The organism is Brucella pseudogrignonensis, assembly GCF_031454375.1.
Taxonomy (GTDB): Bacteria; Pseudomonadota; Alphaproteobacteria; order Rhizobiales; family Rhizobiaceae; genus Brucella; species Brucella pseudogrignonensis_A.
Genome location: NZ_JAVDQT010000006.1, coordinates 36801 through 52279 on the forward strand (window position 1 = coordinate 36801; position 15479 = coordinate 52279).

Here is a 15479-nt window from a genome sequence, read left to right on the forward strand (position 1 = left end):
CCCAAGCAGATCACAAGCTTGACGCTTGGCAAATTTATCGACCCACAGGCTTCATTTTCGAAGGGCTTCAAATCGTCAGCATCCGGTCGATACCGGTTCATGAAAGCCACTTGCACGTTTGGCTCAGGAGCTTGGTTTACGCGGTACCCAGTTCTTCGACCCGGATTTGCAAGATCGCCTCGGCTTTCACTTGCTCATTTGTCGCGGGTGTAACGAGTTCATCGCTGGCAAAATCAGCTGCACTGAGTTGTGCAAGCGTCTTTCGCAGGAGTGGGCATCGTTTCCGGTAGTGGCCGCAACCAAGGGCCCATACTGCGATCTGACACGCGGTGAGCGCGCATGAGCGCCATGGAACACAATCTGACCGGGACTGTGCCTCGCGTCACCAAGCTTTGGCAGTGTCAGTCGGGGATTGCAGGCGCACGAACCGACGAGAAATGGAAGAACGTGGACAAGCGATTTGACGACGACCTCGACCAAAAGATCGAGAAGGTGAGCAGCATCCTGTCCAAAAACAGGTGGCTGGTTATCAGTGGCTTGATAATGGCGTTCGTGGCTTTTTTGATCGAGGGTGGTTTGAAGTCACTGTAAAATATGAAGTTAATCATAAAGTAATGTAGTAAAATAAATAGCTAATAAAATCTATTTATTTGCAATAAATTACAATAAGCATCTTATAAATGGGCTTGGAGTTATTATACATGATGTTCGTTGTTTTTGGGTTTATGGCTGCTGCGCTTGTCGTCGGCTGGTATGGGCGTAGGTGCGTTGCACTATTGCTTTTAGCTATTTTCTTTGTTTTGGCGGTCCATCAATTCCTCTGGGAAATTTATAGTCCTGATTATGGCTACAGAATGCCATGGATACAAACAGAACTGATGCCAATTCAGTCAACAAAGCTTGCTTGAGGAGATAGCTGATATGGTTATTATGGATACGCAAGCTTATAAAGACAGAGGCACACTGGCGGGGTTTCTTTACTTCTACATGCTCGGCATGATGGCTGTCGTTGCGTCAATTCTGACGGCCGCAATGACATTGCAGTACGTTAGCGGTGAACTGCCGTGCCCGTTATGCTTATTGCAACGTGCAGCAATGTTCGGTGTCTGTTTTGGAATCATGCAGCAGTTCCGACACGGCTATTCCTATCGCAACACAGGTATTAGTCTCGGTTTTTCAGTTCTCTTGCTCGTTATTGCCGTACGTCAGACCTTGCTCGACATTTACCCTCGACCTGGACATGAATATGTGGGCAGTGCGGTTTTTGGGATGCACATGCCTGTATGGTCGGTGTTGATAGCGACATGCTTAATCATCGCATTGGCTGCACAACTGGTTGTCTGGGGTGGAAATACTCAGTGGCGTGACAGACCTGTTTCTGAATTTCCGATCCTGAAAACACTAGCCGGTATTTTAAGCGTTTACGTGGTCGTAATTGCAGTGGTGAATTTCGCATCTGTTGGCGTACAATGTAAGTTCAATGAATGTCATACATTCAGCTATCAGTTGCTCGATGAAAATTAAGTGATTACTGAAATTAGTTGAACGATAACTTAAACCCGCTGCGGCGGGTTTATTTTTTTGAAATAGGGAGGAGGACACTAAATCTTAGAGAATGGATTATTGTGTTGCTCGCTCTCTTTTCTGCTGGTGCAGGATAAGAAATAGAAGGCGCTAGCGCCAGAACGGAACTTATTCGCGCTTTGACGGTTGGCCTCTTAGTTAGGTTTATTCTGACAGGAGGAATATCTCGTGAAAAAGTTAAACCCCACCGAGGCGCGGCAGGGCAAAGAAGGCAAACCAGTACTCATTATATTGTTGGTCAGTCTTGCTGCGGCGGCAGTCGTTTGGATCGGGATAGAGATATTCGGCAATGTCATCGAACCGGAAACTCCAGCAAACAGCGAGCACTCTGTCCCGCCTGCTTCCTCCGAGCAAGTGCCGCCAGCCTCCGCCAATTAACTAAGCCAGATGGACTTTTGCGTGCCCTCGATGAGAATTGCGATGGCGGTTTTCAACAAGCGCCTTGATCAAGTTCTTGTAGTGCTGGCGTAGGACGAGAAAAAGCCCCACTGCGCTTACAACGAGCAGGGCTACTTTTTTATTTTGGCAAGTTGGCTGCTGCTTGTTTAATGGTGCTAGCCATCATTTCACAAAGCTTCGCTTCATCAATGCCCTGAGCCTTTGCTGACGTTTGAATGTCCTGCTCCATGCCCATAGCTGAAACTTTTCCTTCTTTACCGAGAGCTTCAGCTGCATCGCCCTTAGAGACGTCAGCGGGAGTTGGAACTAGCGTCATCAACTTTGCCTGAACTTCGATTGCGCTGCCGTCAATAAATCCCTTTTCCTGGCAGTATGAGAGCACGCCAAGTTGATTGCGCGCGGCATTGTAAGCCATTTCCATCTGTTCAGGCGTTGGCTGTTGAGCAAATGCGGAAGTCAATGTTGTTCCGGTAATTGCTGCTGCAATAATTAGACGGCGCATATATTTCTCCATATTTTGCAGTTATAGGTATCATTTTCTAATGAGCTAAATATATGGCCGCAACCTATTGATGATATTTCGTGGAACAATTTTCATTAAAGCTTGATATTCAAAATTTACACCAATTTTTACTTCATAGTAAACTTTGTGGAGAAATTTATACTAAGCGGATGGAAGCCTTTATTCATGCCATTAGAAATTGACATGCCAAAAAACGAGAATAAGTTTTTTTGCTCCTCCTCATTGTCATTTGTGGGTGTGAAATCGATAAAGTCCGCGTCTGGCGATGGTTTCTGCATTTCCTTTGCCTCATCCCATGGAGCGAGAAGCCAGGTTTCAATGTCCTCTGTCGTGCGAAGAATGACGGGCATTGCTTTGGGATGGACCGGCTTAACGACTGCGTTAGGCTCAGTAGTTAGAAAGCCGAATATATCGACTTCGGCCGGCCCTTCCTTTTTCTTCCGCACGCCTTGCCATGTCGTCCAGATGCCAGCGAACGCAAACAGCGGCTTTTCCTCATTCAGAGCGAACCAGTGCAGCGGCTTGCGCTTCGTTTTTGGATCTGGCGTTTGACCGTATTCAAAGAATGAGGTGGCTGGAACAATGCACCGGCTTTCAACGCCTTGCCATCGCCGCCAATGAGGAGAGGTTAGGTTGCGAATGTTCGTGACGCCCGTATCTGCTTCGCCCGTCACGTATAGGGGTGGCGTTGGCATTCCCCGGCGAAGATATGCCAACTCATGCTCCTTCAGCGAGATTTCGGATGACTGGGGCGGGATAATCTGGGTAAACGTCCAATTGAGGATCAACACGGTTCGTCACGTCGCCAAATTTTGGAAACAATCGGCGCATGGCTTCATGGTTTGTCGTGATGTTGTACAGATTGCACATGTGATCCTCCTGCAAGGAAGAGAATAGGGCGTCAATTGATGCCGCCCAACTACTCAGTCCAATTGCGTATAGTTCCAGCGAGGAATTTTTCTTACGCCAAACTGACTTTCACCCTTTGAATTGCAAACTGTGCAACGCATTCGCTTGTGAAGGTCAATGAAAGAGGTGTGCGTGCCAAACTTGCGCAGAATGATCTTGTGCTGAATTGGTCCAATATGGCCACACGGAAAACAGTAACCGTTCAACTTATACCACGACACCATATCCTCGATACGCGTTTCAGGTGGTATTGCTTCTAATTGGCGAGGTTTTGATCGCATTTTTCAAAGTATTTCTCCCATGGTTTAGATTTTTAATCCCATGGATCATGCGTACCGCCGCTATAAAGCCTGATGTACTCGTGCTGGCCTTCTTCCGTTTTGAACATAGCTATTTCGAAGTATTTGATATCATGCCGTGCGCTAACCCAAAGGTGATATCCACCCAGACGCGTGCTGTCATTCAGCATTTGGATAAGATTTGTCCTGTCCAGTCGGTCAAAAAAAGCACGACTTGAAATGGATAATCCTTGTTGATGAGCGTCTTTGGCGGCTCGCCGCGTGATCTACTCATTTTACAAACACTGTCGGCTTCCAGCCACGGGCAAAGCCCATCAACATTGCAAGGCTGGCGTATTCGATTTCTTTGACGAGAAAGTCGCGGTCTTTAGCACGCGACGAACCGTCACCGAATGATGTTCGGTGGCGGGATTTTTCGCAATGACTCGACTATATCGGGCCTTTGCTCAGCAACCGTTGCAACAATTGCTTCAGCAACGGTGAAAATTGCGGAAGGTGAGTTGGGCAACAATTCACTCTTGGCCGTCGCATAAATCACGCTGTTTGCAAGTGAAGCGAGGGGCGAAGTCGGGCTATCGGTTAATACCAAGATCTTGGCATTTTTGGATTTTGCCAACTTCGTAAGATCCAAAGTGCTTTGCGAATATCTGGGAATAGATATTGCAATAACGACGTCTCTCTCCGTGATAGAATTGATAATATTGCTTGAATATGAGCTGGCACCGCGCACAAGAGCGTTTGTCACGCTTTTTTCGGTATAGAGCGCCAAACCTTCCTCAAGATATGATGCGGCATAGTGGCTCGCACCTGTTCCCAATATGATGATGCGATGTGCTTCAATGATAGAACTTATGAAACTCTGGGCCGTTACATAGTCGATGTTTGAGACCGTGTTTTGTACGTTGTGCACATTGTCTATGAGCAATCTGTGAAGGGTTGACGTTTGGCCGTTTAGGCTACTTTCATGGTTTTGATAATCAGCTACTCCGGATGAAATTGACTGATAATCTGATACAATTCGCTCGCGAAACTCACTAAACCCGCTGTATCCTGCGGTTTTTACAAATCGTGTAATCGTTGCGGTGGAACTGCCGCTTGCCTCCGCGACGCCGTCAATTGACATAGCCACAACATCTAACGGTCGCGCCAGAACGAAATCGGCAATCTTCTGATGGGACTTGCTCAGAGACGGATAAACCTCAGCCATTCGCTGAGCAAATTCTGACTTGGGACTCAAAGTTGTGGCCATTGATTATTTCCGCCGTTGACGTCTAGAAATTTTCATATAATCTAAAAATGAAAATAATCACATCAAAAAGATGTCTACTCCAAGGGAACGAATATAGTTATGTACAAAAAGCTCGTGATAGCTAGCCTTTTTGCGTCCACAGTTCTGTGTGGTGCAGCAAATGCCCAGACTCTTAAAGTCGCGCTTTCTTCGGAAGCGACTGCTGTTGATCCCCATTATCATGATCTGACGCCGAACAATGCGCTGGCGGCGCATATTTTCGATAGTCTGACCAGGCAGGATGAGAAGCAGAAGTTGCATCCGGCTCTGGCTGAATCATGGGAGAACGATGGCAAGAACAAGTGGACTTTCAAGCTGCGTGACGGCGTCAAATTCTCTGATGGAACACCCTTCACAGCTGATGACGTGCTGTTTACCTTTTGCCGCACATTAAAAAATGAAACCGCAGTTTCTGGTTCGTTTGCGGATATTACAGCAAATTTTGAATCGGTCGAAGCACCTGACGCTAAAACCCTGATCATCACGACAAAAGTTCCTGAGCCACTGCTTGCAACCTTTATGGGGACGGTCGGAATTTTAAGCTCGTCGATTGTTGATCATGGGAAAATTACTTTTGATCCAGCCAATAATTGTGGTGTCACGGGTGCCTGGCCAGTTGTTGGTGACTTTAATGACGGTAAAAAGACGATCGGAACTGGGCCTTACAAGCTGAAAAGCTATGTAAAAGGATCCACGATCGACTTAGAGCGGAATGATAATTACTGGGGTGATAAAGAGCCTTGGGAAAGCGTACGTTTTATTCCTGTCCCGAATGCCGGAACGCGATTGGCCGGTCTGCTTGCCGGAGATTATGATCTTGTCGAAAATCCAGCGGCGCGTGATCTGAAGCGTATTAAGGACGACAAGCGTTTCGTTGCTGAAGTCACTCCGACTACCCGCGTCATTTATTACCAGCTGGATGTGGGTCGTGAACAAAGCCCCTTTGTCAAATCTGCTGACGGCAAAAATCCTTTGCAGGATGTTCGTGTGCGTGAAGCCATGTCGCTGGCGATTGACAGACAAGCAATTATCGCCCGTCTGATGGATGGCGCCGCTGAGCAGGCAAATGAGTTCCTGCCGAAGGGCATGTTTGGTACACTGCCGGACGCGCCGGAGCTGCGTTATGATCCTGCTGCTGCTAAGAAGCTCCTTGCAGAAGCGGGCTACCCAGACGGATTTGAACTCACCCTCTCAACGACAAATGATCGTTACATCAATGATAGCCAGATTACGCAGGTTGTTGCGCAATATCTGACGCAGATTGGGATTAAAGCCGATGTTGATGCAATGACACGTGCATTGTATTTCCCGCGTCGCTCTAAGAAAGAATTGAGTGTTGCACTGGGTGGATGGGCCTCGACGAGCGGCGAAGCTTCGTCGTTCCTGCGTCAGTGGCCTGCATCACCTAATGAAGCGGGTACGATGGGCGGTTCCAATTATGGAAGTTACAAGAATCCTGCTTTCGACAAGCTGATTTATGAGGCTGTGGAAACGATGGACGACGATAAGCGTTCTGCGCTTTTGCAGCAGGCGACGACTGAAGTGCTGAAGGATTATGCGTTTATTCCGTTGCATTTCGAAAGTGGCATCTGGGCTCATAAGGCCGATATCGATTTCACCGGCCGTTCTGATCAGTTCACCCTTGCAATGTCAGCGAAGCCGAAGAAGTAATTATCTTCTTTAGAATTGCGTGCGCCCTATCGGGCGCATGCAAAAACCTCTCAATACAGTTCGGGTAAAATGTGATGACTGTATATGCTTTGCAGCGCTTGATCCAGAGCGCGCTGGTACTGCTGGCGGTTTCGGTAGCCGTATTCTTTGCCATTTATGGCATTGGTGATCCAATTGAACTGCTGGTACCACCACAGGTTAGTGCTGCCGAAAGGCTGGCATTAATTAAGAGGCTTGGACTGGATCTGCCGGTATGGCAGCAATATTTCACCTTTCTTGACAATGCTCTGCAAGGCGATTTGGGGACGTCCTTTGTCCATGGCGTGCCGGTTGTGTCCCTCATACTTGGGCGTCTTCCCGCCACATTAGAGTTGGTACTCTTGTCTATGACGCTTGCTACAATCGTCAGTGTACCTTTGGGACTGTATGCGGGTCTGAATACTGAAAGTCGCTTTTCGCGGATTGTTTTGGCTGGAACAGTCATCGGCTTTTCTCTTCCTAGTTTCTGGAAGGGAATGATGTTGATTTTGCTGTTCAGTGTGGTTCTCGGCTGGCTTCCAACTGCAGGAAGAGGCGAGACGGTTGCCCTCTTCGGAATTCAGACAAGCCTTTTTACCCTCGATGGCTTGCGCCATCTTATTCTACCAACACTCAACCTTGCTGTCCCGACATCCGCCCTGTTGGTGCGACTCGTTGCTGCTGGCACGGCCGAGGCCACAACGCAGGACTATGTTAAGTTTGCCCGCGCCAAGGGCGTGCGTCATAAACGTATCGTTTTTCGGCATATCATGCGCAATATTCTTATCCCCGTTGTAACCGTCGCGGGCATTGAATTCGGTAGTCTGGTTGCCTTCTCCACCATCACGGAAACGGTGTTCTCCTGGCCGGGCATGGGTAAACTTCTGATCGATAGTATCTATCAGCTCGATCGCCCGGTTGTGGTTGCCTATGTCATGTTGGCGACGCTGCTTTTCGTCGGTGTCAATTTTCTCGTCGACGTCCTTTATGCAGCCCTCGACCCAAGAGTGAAGCTTTCGGGAGAGATGGTATGAACAAGCCCGTTATTCCCGAAGCTGCTAACACATCTTTGCGCAAGCTTGTCCTCAAGCGCATTCGCAATAAACCCACGATGCGCGGTGCTGCTATTCTTCTTGCATGTATGGTGCTGCTAGCGATCTTGGCACCATTTATTGCGCTTCAAGATCCCTATGACCTTGGTTCGCTGAGTGTCATGGACAATCGGCTTCCACCCGGTTCAGCCAGCATGACTGGAATGACATACTGGCTTGGCACTGATGCGCAGGGGCGCGATATGGTCAGTGCAATCCTTTACGGCCTTCGCACAAGCTTGCTTGTTGGACTTCTGTCGACACTTGGTGCGATGATCATCGGCGTTACCGCTGGATTATTTGCAGCGCAAAGCGGTGGAATTGTTGATACGCTCATCATGCGTTTTGTCGATTTCATGCTTGGGTTTCCATCGATCCTCGTAGCCCTCGTGCTTTTGGCATCTGTTGGGCGCGGAATAGATAAGGTGATTTTCGCTATCATCGTGGTTCAGTGGGCGCAATATGCGCGCCTGATGCGTGCTTCTGCGATGGTTGAACGGCGCAAAGAATATATTGAGGCCGCAGTCAATTTCGGTCTTCCAACACGCCATATCATGCTGGCGCACCTGCTGCCGAACTCGGTCGGCTCTGTGCTGGTCATGTCCACAATCAGTATTGCGGGTGCGATAACGCTTGAAGCTACCTTGTCGTTTCTCGGTGTCGGTGTACCCGTAACACAGCCATCTCTTGGTTTGTTGATTGCGAATGGTTTTGAGTATCTGCTTTCAGGTGAATACTGGATCGCTGTTTTTCCCGGCGTAGCACTTGTTCTGCTGATTATTTCGCTGAATTTTGTGGGTGATCGTGTTCGCCGCAGCTTTAATGTGAGAGCCAACGCATGACAGCACTTCTTGATATAAAAGGTCTGCGCACGGTCTTTCACTTACTCGGCGGGGCATGGTCCGCGGTTGATGGGGTCGATCTTCAGGTCGAACGCGGCGAAGTTCTTTGCCTCGTAGGAGAATCCGGTTCCGGAAAATCGGTAACGGGCTTTTCGATTGTTCAGTTGATTGATGCGCCGGGAGAGATTGTTGAGGGCAAGGTACTTTTCAACGGAACCGATCTTCGGATGGCCTCAGAGGAACAATTGCGTTCGATGCGCGGTGACCGTATTGCGATGATCTTTCAAGATCCGCTGTCTACGCTCAATCCGGTCCTTACCATCGGAGAGCAGATGCTTGAAGCAATTTTCGAGCATCGGAGCTGTAGCCGTGAGCAAGCACGCGGCGAGGCTATGCAGGCACTGACACGAGTTGGCATTTCTTCACCGGAAGCGCGATTGAAACAATATCCGCACGAGTTTTCAGGTGGCATGCGTCAGCGTGTGGCTATTGCAATAGCTTTGCTCAATAGTCCCGATCTTATTATCGCCGATGAGCCGACGACCGCGCTGGACGTCACTATACAGAGCCAGATCCTTTATGAGGTTCAGAAACTGGCGCGCGAAACCGGAACAGCGGTTCTATGGATCACGCACGATCTTGCAGTCGTTGCCGAATTGGCTGATCGAGTTGCGGTTATGTATGCCGGGCAGATTGTCGAAAGCGGTTTGGTGGATGATGTGCTTGATCGCCCTATGCATCCCTACACGCTTGGCTTGCTGAGCTCCTCAACAGGCATGGTTCGTCCGGGTGAGCGACTTCACCAAATCAATGGTAATGCGCCTCGTATCGATGCGCGACCATCCGGATGTCCATTCCGAACGCGCTGTGATCACGTCATCGACGTTTGCACCAATATATATCCAGAAAAGCAGAGTGTTGGAGATCATATTTTCCGTTGCCACAACCCGGTTGCGAGCTTGGAGGTGATCTCGTGAGCGATATTTTGTTCGAGATGAAAGGCGTTCGCAAACACTTTGAATCCAGAGTGACGGCCGCCGAGAAAATCCTCGCTCTTGCCGGAAAAAAGCAGCCCAACAGGCTGTTACGCGCTGTAGAAGGTGTTGATCTTAGCGTCAAAAAGGGTGAGGTTCTTGGACTGGTTGGAGAATCTGGTTGTGGTAAGTCCACCTTGGCACGTATAGCAACCGGCATCCATAAGCCGACGACGGGCGATGTCTTCTATAAAAATAAAAACGTCGCTGAATTGCGTGACCGCGAAAAGCTCGACTTTCTGCTGAAGGTGCAGATGATTTTTCAGGATCCGTTTGCTTCGCTTGATCCCAGGATGAAGGTTCATGCGATTGTCGCGGAAGCGCTGAAGGTTCACAAGCTGATGCCGAAAAGCGAGATACCGGCCATGGTTGACCGTGCATTGGAAGAGGTCGGTCTTGATGTGGCTTATCGTGAACGCTATCCGCATCAGTTTTCTGGTGGTCAGCGACAGCGTATCGGCATTGCGCGTGCGCTTGCCGTTAAACCAGATTTCCTGGTTTGTGACGAACCTGTTTCGGCGCTTGATGTCTCCATCCAGGCACAGGTCATCAATCTGTTTATGGACCTGCGCGACCGATACGGACTGACATATCTGTTCGTCAGTCACGATCTGGGGGTGGTGCGTCACATCAGTGACCGTATCGCGATCATGTATCTTGGCCGGATTGTAGAGATCGGATCGGCTGCGGATGTTTTTGCAAACCCTGCACATCCCTACAGCGCGGCCTTGCTCAATGCCAGTCCTTCGGTCAAGCGGCGCAAGCGCAACTTCGAGCCGCTCAAAGGCGATTTACCGTCGCCTCTCGCACCGCCTAGCGGTTGCCCTTTCCACCCGCGTTGCGCGCAAGCCATGCCGGTTTGCAGCGAACATCGCCCTGAACTTAAAGAAGTTTCTGCGCATCAAAGCGCGGCATGTCATTTGCATAATTCGGAGTTACAATGATCACCTCATCGCTCAGTCCAGAAGTCGGGAGAAGTGCGCTCCCATTTATTGATCGGTATCAGCCTGATCGTCCGCTGGAAGTGAACTTTTATCGGCCAGAGAATTATCAACCGCAAAACCCTGTTATCATTGTCCAGCACGGTATGCTTCGTAATGGTGATGAATACCGGGATTTCTGGATACCCGCAGCCGAAAAGCACGGATTGCTCATAGCTGCGCCGACGTTCTCAGATGCCTATTTCCCTATGGCTGAAAGCTATAACAATGGACTTGTCCGTCGTGCAGATGCAAGCGTTCGAGATCACTCTGAATGGCTATATAGTGTACCGGGAAGAGTTTTTGCCGCTTTGCAAGAATCGGGCGCAACCAATCAGAAAACAGCTTTTCTATATGGCCATTCGGCGGGTGGGCAATTTGCGCATCGCTTATTAGCGACGCAGGAAACCTATCCGTTTCATGCGGTGATTGCCGCCAATCCCGGTTGGTACACGCTGCCGGATTTTGATCGAGAGTTTCCCGAAGGCATGGGGGGTATCGGTTTGTCAAATGATCAGCTAGCGCGCTGGTTTGCATACCCCATGCATATATTCGCGGGCGATCAGGACATTGTAGAAGATGATCCGAACCTCCCATCACAGCCAGAAGCTCTGGCGCAGGGCGCTTCACGTTTCAAGCGTGCACATTTTGTCTATGCATTCGCGAAGGCACATGCCCAAAAGCTTGGACTGCCATTTAACTGGAAGCTCATCGATATTGAGGGCGTTGGTCATGATGGCGCTGCCATGTCTCGTGCTGCGGCTGCATTCTGGTTTGAAAATAGAATTCCACCAGCCGATCAACTCGTATTTGATGAAGCAGCGCAGCTTTAGAAGCAGAGATTGGACCAGTCAATGAGTGCAAATAACCGTAAAGAGCTCTGGCAAAAAGTCGACGATCAGAAGCAGCGGCTTATCGAGTTAAGTGATCGCATATGGGGAATGCCGGAGGTCTGTTACACAGAGGTTCGCTCTATGGCCGAGCATAAAGCGGAACTTCTGCATCAGGGCTTTCGCGTTGTGGAGGGCATTGCGGATATTCCGACTTCAGTCATTGGTGAAGCAGGAGAGGGCGGCCCTGTTATTGCGTTTCTAGGCGAATATGATGCGTTGCCCGGACTTAGTCAGGAAGCGGGCGTTTCAGAGCATCGGCCGATAGAGGCAGGTGGTCACGGTCATGGCTGCGGGCATAATTTGCTTGGCTCCGGCTCGATGCTCGCTGCAATTGCTTTGAAGAACTACCTTGCAGAAAAAGGCATTCCGGCGCGTGTGCGCTATTATGGTTGTCCGGCTGAAGAGGGTGGTGCCGCCAAAACGTTTATGGTGCGTGCCGGTGCTTTTGATGATGTCGATATTGCGATATCATGGCATCCATACAGTTTCTGGGAGGTCGCTCCCGCACTTTCACTAGCCAATACGCGCGCTGATTTCACGTTCAAAGGACGCGCAGCGCATGCAGCCGCAGCTCCACACCTTGGGCGAAGCGCGCTTGATGCGCTTGAGCTCATGAGCGTAGGTGTCAATTACATGCGTGAGCATATGCCGTCAGATGCACGTGTTCATTCAGCGATTCTTGATACGGGTGGCATTGCCCCCAATGTCGTGCAGGCTCATGCTCGCGTTCGATATTCCATTCGCGCAATGGAGTTGCAGGATATGAATGATCTTGTTCATCGTGTGCATAAGATTGCACAGGGTGCTGCCATGATGACAGAAACAACTGTCGAGATGAAAATCGTTAGTGCCGTTTCGAATACTCTCGACAATAAGCCGCTGGAAAATGCGCTTTACAGTGCGATGGATGAATTGGGATTGCCCGATTTTGACGATCAGGACCGTGCATTCGCAGGTGAAATTCGTAAAACATTCTCTGAAAAAGATATTACTTCTGTCTATAAAGCGATAGGCATGCCCGTAACAGACGAGCCACTCGCCAACTTCCTCACGCCACAAAATACCAATCGCAAACCCTTTATTGGTTCTACGGATATTGGCGATGTGAGTTGGGTTGTACCGACAGTTCAGGTTCACGCACCAACAGTGGCGATAGGTACCCCGTTTCATACCTGGCAGATTGTTGCACAGGGAAAGTCACCCGCTGCACACAAAGCAATGGTCCATGCTGCAAAGGCAATGGCTGCCACTGGATTGAATGCGATTACCGATCCGCTTCTGTTGAAAGATGCGAAGGAAGCATTGGCCGAGCAGACGTCCAGAACGCCTTATATTTGTCCGCTCGGTGACGATGTGAAACCGCCGTTGGATATGTCCCGGGGATGACGTTCCGTCGATCATGGAAATAGCCGATGAATTAATCATCAACAGATGATGAGTTGGTAAAGGTTACGTTATGTTCGTAACCTCATAGAAAAAGTAAGCTGATTAATGGTAGCTGGAACATATGGTAAAAGGTGAATTTTGCTATATTTGCTGTGTTGCCTTGTTCACCACGTGTCAAAAAAGGGACCAATCTGGACCGACCAGTTTCTAAAATTCGTGCGATATTGGGAAAGGCAAGCCGGTGAGACCCTGCAGATTTCCATCGAGAAAATGCGAATTATTGTTGCATGTTTTCGCTGGAACCTTGAAGCTTTAAACCATACGACAGAAGTCGGTCTGCCGGAGAGTGAAAGGGGTACAGTCTGACATCAGGAGGATTAATTTGCTTGTTGCCATTTTCCACAAGTATGTGACGATGCGCGGTCTTTCGAGAAGCTGCGATAAAACGCATTAGCGAAGACCGCGTCCGGTCACGTGTTCAGATGAACCAACGGTTTTGAATAGCTTGCCGCAACCACTGAAGTGTTATGCCACCGAAAGATGAGTATCGACAAAAGAACGTGCATGCTTTGCAAGTTCAAACCCATCAGACCAGGTATCACGCCAGATTGCGAGATCGTTAGAAAGCCCTTCTGCGATGACTGCCGAAGAGAAGGATTCAAACGTAATCGGTCCGTGATACTTTATGTCAGCAAGGGCATGAAAGAAGCCGGTGAAGTCGATATGTCCTGATCCCAGATAGCCGCGATGGTTCTCACCAATATGGATATATCCGAGCCGCTCACCCACTTCGTGCAATGGACGAATGAGGTTATCTTCCTCAATATTCATGTGATAGGTATCGAGGTGAATTACCGTGTTATCCGCCCCGATATCATCGGCCAGTGACAGGGCTTGCCTTGCCGTATTAACGAGATGGGTTTCATAGCGGTTGCACACTTCTAATCCCAAAGTAACGCCAAGCTTGTTGGCTTCACTTGCAAGGTCTCTGATAACAGCAACAGCATTATCACGCCCTTTTGCACTTGCGGGCTTTCCATACTTCCCGAGCGCCGAATAGAGCGCGCCAGTCAAAAGTTTTCCGCCAAGGCTATGCGTGGCAATCAGCGAATGATGAAGAAGTTCCGCACCTTTGCGAACGACAGACAGGTCATCGCTTGAAACATCGGCATCAAATGCTAATCCACGCGAGCACACAATCGAAAGGTTAGAAGCGCTTAAAACCGAACGGGCATGATCGACATCGAGATTATCGAGATCATGCAATGAGAGCTCAAGCAGATCATAACCCGTTTCAATGCTGCGCTTTGCAGCCAGTTCAATTGAGGCCTTGGATGTATCGCCGGTCCATACCAAGGCATGAACACCAATCTGGTTGCTGTAGCTTTTCATTATGCGCTCTCCCTCGCACAGGTTTCGACATCGACCCAGCCGTGTGCCGCTTCGTTGGAGCGGATACAGGCATCGATGAAATAAAGTCCGTTAAGTCCGTCTTCGATTGTCGGATATGCAATATTGCTTGGATCGCTCTTGCGCTGCTGATGGCTGCGAATTGCATTGGCAGCCGACTTATAAATGTTACCAAAGGCTTCCATAAAGCCTTCCGGATGACCGGGAGGGACACGCGCTGATTGCGTGTTGCCGTGGGTCGCCCCAGCGCCTGCGCGCGTTAGCATGGCGCGTGGCTGCCCTGATTTGCAATACCAAAGGCGGTTCGGGTCTTCCTGCGACCACTCAAGTGAGCCTTTGGTACCAAATATGCGGCAATTCAAGCGGTTTTCGTTGCCGATCGCCACCTGACTGATCCAGAATTGCCCTTTTGCACCATTGTCATAACGCAGCAGAATCGAAGCATTATCATCAAGCCTGCGTCCTTTGATAAACGAAGTAAGATCAGCGCAAAGTTTATCCGGCGTCAGCCCTGTTACGTAAGATGCGAGATTATAGGCATGCGTTCCAATATCACCGATTGCCCCACCTGCGCCCGCCTTTTGAGGATCGGTCCGCCATTCAGCGGCCTTGGACCCCTGCAGTTCGACAGGTTCGCTGAGCCAGTCCTGAACATACTCGCAATTGACAAAGCGTATCTCGCCCAGTTCTCCGGAAAGCACCATGTCGCGCATCTGCCGCACCATGGCGTTCCCGGTGTAATTATGTGTCAAGAAAAACATGCCCGGCGCATTTCGTACAATGTCAACAAGCGCGACGGCATCCTCTAATGCAGAGGTCACAGGCTTATCGCAAATAACGTGAAATCCCGCCTGCAAGCAGGCTTTGACGGCATCAAAATGCAAATGATTGGGCGTAACGATAGCGACCGCCTCCGCACCATCAGGCCGCGCTTTCTCACCCTCAATCAGCGCTTCTACCGTATCGTAAACCCGATCATTTGAGACACCCAATGCATTGGCAGATCGCAAATTGCGCTCAGGATCGGAACTGAAATCACCGGCGACCAGTTCAAACTCATTATCCATCCGTGCTGCAATACGATGCACGTTTCCGATCAGCGCACCTTCTCCACCGCCGATCATAGCCAATCGAATTTTCTGCATAATTTTC

16 protein-coding genes and 1 pseudogene are annotated in these 15479 nt (G+C 49.5%); 11 read left to right on the top strand and 6 right to left on the bottom strand.

Translation table 11 applies throughout. The features are described from left to right. Positions 1-339 precede the first annotated feature (339 nt). The 4 genes from J2782_RS16265 to J2782_RS16280 all read left to right on the top strand — a co-directional run bounded on the left by J2782_RS16265 (position 340) and on the right by J2782_RS16280 (position 1962). Entirely contained in the window at positions 340-591 is a 252-nt protein-coding gene (locus J2782_RS16265; RefSeq protein ID WP_310014479.1) for a hypothetical protein, read from the top strand. A 110-nt stretch (positions 592-701) separates the two neighbouring features. Further along, on the top strand, positions 702-908 hold the full coding sequence (locus tag J2782_RS16270; RefSeq protein WP_310014480.1) for a hypothetical protein: 207 nt from the start codon (positions 702-704) through the stop codon (positions 906-908). Between the two features lie 13 nt (positions 909-921). Next, the gene (locus J2782_RS16275) at positions 922-1524 is read left to right on the top strand and encodes a disulfide bond formation protein B (protein WP_310014482.1); all 603 of its coding nucleotides are present in this window, start codon (positions 922-924) and stop codon (positions 1522-1524) included. 228 nt (positions 1525-1752) lie between these two features. After that, the gene (locus J2782_RS16280) at positions 1753-1962 is read left to right on the top strand and encodes a hypothetical protein (RefSeq protein WP_310014483.1); all 210 of its coding nucleotides are present in this window, start codon (positions 1753-1755) and stop codon (positions 1960-1962) included. Positions 1963-2101: 139 nt separating this feature from the next. On the opposite strand, the gene J2782_RS16285 is transcribed toward J2782_RS16280, so the two are convergent. The 4 genes and pseudogenes from J2782_RS16285 to J2782_RS16300 all read right to left on the bottom strand — a co-directional run bounded on the left by J2782_RS16285 (position 2102) and on the right by J2782_RS16300 (position 4963). Continuing rightward, the gene (locus tag J2782_RS16285; RefSeq protein ID WP_310014484.1) at positions 2102-2497 is read right to left on the bottom strand and encodes a pore-forming ESAT-6 family protein; all 396 of its coding nucleotides are present in this window, start codon (positions 2495-2497) and stop codon (positions 2102-2104) included. A 206-nt stretch (positions 2498-2703) separates the two neighbouring features. Further along, positions 2704-3376: pseudogene (locus J2782_RS16290) on the bottom strand (SOS response-associated peptidase); the annotation flags it as partial. Between the two features lie 352 nt (positions 3377-3728). Beyond that, the gene (locus J2782_RS16295) at positions 3729-3884 is read right to left on the bottom strand and encodes a hypothetical protein (RefSeq protein ID WP_310014487.1); all 156 of its coding nucleotides are present in this window, start codon (positions 3882-3884) and stop codon (positions 3729-3731) included. A 215-nt stretch (positions 3885-4099) separates the two neighbouring features. Further along, entirely contained in the window at positions 4100-4963 is an 864-nt protein-coding gene (locus J2782_RS16300) for a MurR/RpiR family transcriptional regulator (RefSeq protein WP_310014489.1), read from the bottom strand. 99 nt (positions 4964-5062) lie between these two features. Here J2782_RS16300 and J2782_RS16305 point away from each other — a divergent pair, with 99 nt between their 5' ends. From J2782_RS16305 to J2782_RS16335, 7 genes are all read left to right on the top strand, one after another. Further along, positions 5063-6673 carry an ABC transporter substrate-binding protein gene (locus J2782_RS16305; protein ID WP_310014490.1) on the top strand — a complete coding sequence of 537 codons (1611 nt, stop codon included), beginning with the start codon at positions 5063-5065 and terminating at the stop codon, positions 6671-6673. A gap of 74 nt (positions 6674-6747) precedes the next feature. Next, positions 6748-7725: an ABC transporter permease gene (locus tag J2782_RS16310; protein ID WP_310014491.1), complete on the top strand. Its 978-nt coding sequence runs from the start codon at positions 6748-6750 to the stop codon at positions 7723-7725. Further along, positions 7722-8624 (top strand): ABC transporter permease, encoded by a 903-nt coding sequence (locus J2782_RS16315; RefSeq protein ID WP_310014493.1) that lies wholly within the window; start codon positions 7722-7724, stop codon positions 8622-8624. Before J2782_RS16310 ends, J2782_RS16315 begins: the two co-directional genes overlap by 4 nt. Continuing rightward, complete coding sequence (locus J2782_RS16320) at positions 8621-9601, top strand: ABC transporter ATP-binding protein (RefSeq protein ID WP_310014495.1); 981 nt, start codon at positions 8621-8623, stop codon at positions 9599-9601. Before J2782_RS16315 ends, J2782_RS16320 begins: the two co-directional genes overlap by 4 nt. After that, positions 9598-10602, top strand: coding sequence for an ABC transporter ATP-binding protein (locus J2782_RS16325; protein ID WP_310014497.1), 1005 nt, complete (start codon positions 9598-9600; stop codon positions 10600-10602). The genes J2782_RS16320 and J2782_RS16325 overlap by 4 nt, the downstream gene beginning before the upstream one ends. Then, positions 10599-11471, top strand: a complete 873-nt coding sequence (locus J2782_RS16330) for an alpha/beta hydrolase family protein (protein WP_310014498.1) — start codon at positions 10599-10601, stop codon at positions 11469-11471. Before J2782_RS16325 ends, J2782_RS16330 begins: the two co-directional genes overlap by 4 nt. Positions 11472-11492: 21 nt before the next feature. Continuing rightward, a complete protein-coding gene (locus J2782_RS16335; RefSeq protein ID WP_310014500.1) occupies positions 11493-12917 on the top strand; it encodes a M20 family metallopeptidase in 1425 nt (474 codons plus the stop codon). Positions 12918-13442: 525 nt separating this feature from the next. Here J2782_RS16335 and J2782_RS16340 read toward each other — a convergent pair. Both J2782_RS16340 and J2782_RS16345 read right to left on the bottom strand, forming a co-directional pair. After that, complete coding sequence (locus J2782_RS16340; protein WP_310014501.1) at positions 13443-14309, bottom strand: sugar phosphate isomerase/epimerase family protein; 867 nt, start codon at positions 14307-14309, stop codon at positions 13443-13445. Next, positions 14309-15472: a Gfo/Idh/MocA family protein gene (locus tag J2782_RS16345; protein WP_310014502.1), complete on the bottom strand. Its 1164-nt coding sequence runs from the start codon at positions 15470-15472 to the stop codon at positions 14309-14311. Before J2782_RS16345 ends, J2782_RS16340 begins: the two co-directional genes overlap by 1 nt. Positions 15473-15479: the final 7 nt, after the last annotated feature.